General features: G+C 67.1%; 5 protein-coding genes. 3 read left to right on the top strand and 2 right to left on the bottom strand.

What is annotated here, in order from left to right; translation table 11 throughout:
* The coding region (locus GY769_10075; protein MCP4202271.1) for a DEAD/DEAH box helicase at positions 1–1176 on the bottom strand (1176 nt) is incomplete at its 3' end.
* Here GY769_10075 and GY769_10080 point away from each other — a divergent pair.
* Genes GY769_10080 through GY769_10090 form a run of 3 tightly spaced genes read left to right on the top strand, consistent with a single transcriptional unit; the run spans position 1138 to position 2860 of the window.
* Positions 1138–1467, top strand: coding sequence for a hypothetical protein (locus tag GY769_10080; protein MCP4202272.1), 330 nt, complete (start codon positions 1138–1140; stop codon positions 1465–1467). The two genes, GY769_10075 and GY769_10080, sit on opposite strands and share 39 nt — an antisense overlap.
* A gap of 56 nt (positions 1468–1523) precedes the next feature.
* A complete protein-coding gene (locus tag GY769_10085; protein MCP4202273.1) occupies positions 1524–1874 on the top strand; it encodes a transposase in 351 nt (116 codons plus the stop codon).
* A complete protein-coding gene (locus tag GY769_10090; protein ID MCP4202274.1) occupies positions 1874–2860 on the top strand; it encodes an IS3 family transposase in 987 nt (328 codons plus the stop codon). Before GY769_10085 ends, GY769_10090 begins: the two co-directional genes overlap by 1 nt.
* A 377-nt stretch (positions 2861–3237) precedes the next feature.
* Here GY769_10090 and GY769_10095 read toward each other — a convergent pair whose 3' ends face one another.
* A complete protein-coding gene (locus GY769_10095; protein MCP4202275.1) occupies positions 3238–5403 on the bottom strand; it encodes a hypothetical protein in 2166 nt (721 codons plus the stop codon).
* Positions 5404–5607: the final 204 nt, after the last annotated feature.

Here is a 5607-nt window from a genome sequence, read left to right on the forward strand (position 1 = left end):
AGCGAAGACTGGACGCGTCTGCCCGATGCGGTGGGCGCGGTCGACCGCCTGGGCCTCGACCGCCGGATTCCACCACGGGTCGAGAATGAAGACGTAGTCGGCGGCCGTGAGGTTGAGCCCCAGGCCGCCGGCCTTGAGGCTGATCAGGAACAGGCGGCAATCGGCGTCGGTCTGAAAGCGCTCGATCCGTTCCCGGCGCCGGCGGGTGCGGCCGTCGAGGTACTCGTAGGTGATCTTCCGGCGGTCCAGAAAGCCGCGCAGGATGGTCAACAGGCTCACGAATTGGGAAAAAACCAGCGCCTTGTGGCCCTCGTCGAGCACCTCCTCGAGCTGCGCGAGCAGGACGTCGAGCTTGGCGCTCGTCTCCTGGTCCCGCTTCTTGTCGAGCAGGCCCGGATGGCAGGCCGCCTGGCGCAGGCGCAGGAGGGCCTCGAGCACCTGGATCTTCGAGCGCTTGATCCCCATCTTGCGGATGCGCTGGTCGAGGAGCGCCCGGTAGTGATCGCGCAGCTCGTTGTAGAGCCGGCGCTGTTTGCCGGCGAGGTCGCAGAACAGGGTCTGCTCGGTCTTCGCCGGCAGGTCTTTCAGCACCTGATCCTTGGTGCGCCTGAGAATGAACGGCCGCAGAGCTCGCGCGACCGCCGACAGCGAATCGTGGTCCAGGGACTTCGCGCCGCTCCACTTCTTGAGCCGCGGCAAGCGGCCCAGCATGCCGGGGTTGAGGAACTCGAAAATCGACCACAGCTCACCCAGGTGGTTCTCCACCGGCGTGCCGGTGAGCGCCAGGCGGTGCCGCGCCCGCAACAGCCGGCAGGCCTTGGCCGTCTGCGAGGACGCGTTCTTGATCGCCTGGGCCTCGTCGAGCACCGCATAGTCGAAGACCACGTCCCCCAGCTCGGCGACGTCGCGGCGCAAGGTGGCGTAGGTGGTGACGATCAGGTGCCGGCGGCCTGAGGTCTCGAGCAGAGCCTTGCGTTTCGGGCCGTGATAGATCAGGACTTCGAGCCGGGGAGCGAAACGGGCGGCCTCTTCGGCCCAGTTGTGGAGCACGCCCTCTGTGCCAATATGAGTGAGACACCCGAGCCCGTTGAAATTAGTGAAGGGCGGAGAAGAGGAAAACGACCGATGAGGCCCTACTTGACGAGACTTCTGGAGACCGTCCTCGACTTGCTCAATCCGCTACGTTCGCCGCGCTTGGCGGTGCTGGACGTGGCCTTGGAGCTTCAGCGTCTGGACTACCGGCTCTTCGAGATCCTGGACTCGATGAGACTGCCGTTGGATGTCGGCAAGATGCGCGAGGAGCGTGTTCCGCGGTCGGTGCTGGCGGAGATCTACGGCATCGTGGAGATGGTGAAGCATGACTATCTCCACGACGCCATCGGCAGCCTGTTGAAGGTCTGTGAGACCACTGAGGAGGAGTTGCGCGAAGAGTTCTTCGAGCGGCATGACATGGGAGGTCGGACATGAGTCATGTGCCTGGAGCAGGGAGCCCTGCACGCTCGGCGTTGGATCCGGATCCGGAGGTGCCGGCTCAAGCGCGTCGGCGGACGTTCACGGCGAAGTACAAACTCGGGATCCTGGAGAAGGCCGAGGCGTGCACGAAGCTGGGTGAGATCGGCAAACTTCTGCGCCAGGAGGGCCTGTACTCGTCGCATCTGTCGACATGGCGGCGCCAACACGACGAGGGCGCTCTGGCCGCCCTGAGGCCGAAGAAGCGTGGCCGCAAGCCGCGACCGGTCACGGCGCAGTCGCGTCACGTCGCCGAGCTCGAGCGGGAGAATGCGCGCTTGCGCCGGAAGCTGACGCAAGCCGAGACGATCATCGAGGTGCAAAAAAAACTCTCTCAGCTTCTGGGGATTCAGGAGAGTCGCTGATGGAGGCGACGACCACGCTTTCGCAGGAGGTCGGCGTACGGGCCGCCTGCTCGGCACTTGGAATGCCCAGGGCGACTTACTATCGCCGTCGAGATCCGACACCAGCCGATAAGCCACGGCCACGGCCGCCTCTGGCTCTGGATGCTGAGCAGCGCCAGGCGGTGGTGGACGTGTTGCACTCGCCGCGTTTCGTCGATCGCTCCCCGCACCAGATCTGGGCGGTGCTGCTCGACGAGGAGCAGGAGTATCTATGCTCGGTGCGCACGATGTATCGCATCCTCGAGGCCGAGGGCGAGCTGCGCGAGCGCCGCAACCAGCTGCGCCGCCCGGTCTACGCCAAACCCGAGCTGGTGGCGACGGCTCCGAATCAAGTGTGGACGTGGGACATCACGAAGCTCAAGGGGCCCGCGAAGTGGACCTACTTCTACCTCTACGTGATCCTGGATCTCTACAGCCGCTACGTGCCCGGCTGGATGGTGGCGCGTCGCGAGTCGGGGACGCTGGCCAGGCGTCTGATCGCTGAGACGGTGCGCAAGCAAGGTATCCGCGGGGATCAGTTGACGGTGCATGCCGATCGGGGGTCGAGCATGAGGTCGAAAACGGTGGCGCTGCTGCTGGCCGATCTGGGCGTGAGGAAGAGCCACAGTCGGCCGTACACCAGTAACGACAATCCGTTCTCCGAAGCCCAGTTCAAGACGATGAAGTACCACCCGAGCTTCCCGGAACGGTTTGGCTCGCTGGAGGATAGTCGCGGATTCTGTGCGCCGTTCCTCGGCTGGTACAACACCGATCATCGGCACTCGAGCCTGGCCTATTTGACGCCGGCCGATGTCCATTACGGCCGCGCCGATCAGATCCTTCAGCAACGGGCCGGGGTGCTACGCGCGGCCTTTGAGACCAATCCTCAGCGCTTCAAAGGCCGCATGCCGAGCCCAGGGAAACTGCCGGAAGCCGTGTGGATCAACCCGCCGAAGGAGACGCCATGAGACTCTACCCAGAATTCTGGATCCTGAGCCCGGCACGCGGATCGTTGCGGGTGCAGCCGGAACGTATCGGGCGGTGGCGAGGCCGCCCAGCTCCGCCGCCGCCGAGATCGCATCCTTGCGCGCCCTACGTGAATTCTGCTTCTGCTTGCGCCGCAGTCCGAGGCGGTCCCCGCTGGACGAGGTCGATCGGAGAGCTTCTCCCCCGTCTCAACCGGCGTGGACGTGAGTCGCGGGCACCAGCCTTGCGGCCACCGAGATCGCATCCTTGCGCGCCCTACGTGAATTCTGCTTCTGCCCGGATCCATGCAGGCCAGTGGACCCACGTGCCCACTCGACCGACAAAGACCTTTCGACACTAATAGCCGCAAACCAGTGTCTCAAAACCATTGACACAGTCCGACGCTCCGCGGCGCCACCACCAGTGACGGCCGGCCCGCCGCACAGCGGCCCAGGCGCCGCCATTGCAGCAGCGCCAGCACCTGGATCGTCTTGCCCAGGCCCATGTCGTCGGCGAGGCAGCCGCCGAAGCCGAAACTCCTGAGGAAGCGCAGCCACCCCAAGCCGTCGCGCTGGTAGGCGCGCAGCTCGCCGCGAAACCCGCGCGGCTCGGCGGCCGGCTCGATGCGCTCGAACGAGCCCAGGCGCTCGCGGATGCGCCGGAACTTCAAGTCGACGTCGACCTTCGGCGCCGCCGCCAGCAGGGCGTCGAGCAGCACCGCCTGAGAAGGCAGGAAACGCACCGAGTCGCCCGCGGACTCGGGCGCCAGGTGGGCCAGGGGGCTGTAGCGCTCGAGCCATTGCGCGGGCAGCATGCCGTGAGTGCCGTCGTCGAGAGCCACGAACCGCTGGCCGCGGCGCAAGGCCTCGAGAAGCTCGGGCAGGGCGATCGGGACGTTCTCGAAGTCGACGTCGCCTTCGAGCTCGAACCAGTCGATGCCGGTCGTCACCCGGAGGTCGAAGGCGCCGGGCCGGCGCAGCCGGGCGCGCTCGTACCCCAGCTGCCAGCCGCCGTCGATCAGGCGCTCGGCGACTTCGGGCCAGACCTTCGGCTTGAGCTCGAAGTCGTAGTCCTCCTGTATCGCTTGCCCCCCTCCGGGGGGACGCCCCTGCTGAGACGGCCGCTCGAAGCCCAGCTCGACGAGCGCCGCCAGCAACCCCCGCTCGGCATCGCCGTCGCGCACCAGCACACGGCGCTCGTCCGGGTCGAAGAAGCCCGCGCACCGGTGCCGCCCTGCTACCGATCGGCCGCCGTAGTCGAAAGAGACCTCGGCGGTGAGCTTGCGCGGGCCGTAAGACTGCTCCGGAGCGCGGACCGCGAGGCACGGCCGCGGCGGCACGCGCTCTTCGCGCCATGTCAGGTCTTCCGGCGCCCGCAAAGCAGGCAGGGCCGGCAGCTTCCAGAGCTCCGCCAGCAGGTCGTCGAGCCCGGCCTCGGGCACCACGATCTTGCCGTCGCGGCGCAGCATGACGATCCAGGGAAAGACCCCCTCGGCCTCGAAACGGGCGACGGTGTCGGGGAAGACCACCAGGCCGTCGGCCAGCAGCAATGCCGGCTCGGCCAGGGATCGTCTCTCGCCGGCGCGCTCCAGCGAGCCGGTGATCGAGACCGAGCCCGGGTCCGAGCCGCGGTCGAGGTGCAAAACGAGCTCCCAGGCAGGGCCGCCGTCCCACGCCAGCGGACTCGCCGTCTCCCGGCCCTCCTTCATCTCTTCGTCCTCCCGGACGAAACGGCCGGTGGCGCAGAGGCGCGGCAGCACGACGTCGTAGAGGGCCGCGGGCACCGTGCTCGAGCTGCGTTGCGACGCGCCGCCGTAGAGATAGCCGTAGGAGGAGTAGCCGGCGAAGCGGTCGGGCAACGGGGTGGCGAGGAACAGGCTCAACAGCTTGCGGTCCTCGACGTCCGGGAAGGTCGAGGCGCTCTGACGATTCAGGCTAAGGCGCTTGATCTTGCCCCAGGCGCCGTTCTTCTTCGCCGCCCGCTGGCGCAGCTCGACGACCAGCTGGCCGGTCTGCAGCGATCTCTCCACGTCCAGCCGGAACCAGGCCTGGCGGCCTTGCTCGCCCGCGGCGACCCCGGGCCGTGGCGCCCGGTCCAGCTGGTCGCGCAGGAGCACGAGCTGGTGCCGCCAATCGCCGGCGGCGGAGCTCGCGGCCGGAGGTACCTGGAGCGTGCCGAGCCCCGGCGCGCTCCAATCCTCGCCGCCGTCCTCCCAGACTTCGTCGTCCTGGTCCCAATCCCCTTCCGGAATCTCGGGCTCGACGAACAGCGGGTCGCTTCCGGGCACCTGCTCGGAGAGCCCCTGCCGGTCGCTGGCCAGGATGGTCGCCCAGAGGTGCTTGCACGGGACGTAATCGGCGAAGCGGGGACAGTCGCAAGAGGCCAGGAGGCAGCCGGAGGCCGCCTCCGTCCAGTCGAGCCGTACTTCGTAGGGTATGTTGCGGGAGCCAAGGACGATCGCGACCACCGCCTCGGGCTCGACGATCTCGATGGTGACCCGCTTTTGCAGGAAGTAGGAGAGACCGCGGTGGGTGTCTCCGTCCATGAACGAGCTCTTGCAGCGTTGCTCCAGTGACAATTCAGTCTCTCCCGATGGGTCGATCGGAGCGCCCGCCGGGCGTGCCGGCGAGACCGAGACAGCGCTCCGGCCCGAGGTCAGATGGCGAAACAGGGTCGACTGCTCGGGCGCGGAGAAATTCTACTTCAAAACCAAGGGAGACGCACGGATTCAAGAACTCAGTGTCGGGAC

The sequence above is a fragment of the bacterium genome (genome assembly GCA_024224155.1).
GTDB lineage: Bacteria > Acidobacteriota > Thermoanaerobaculia > Multivoradales > JAHEKO01 > CALZIK01.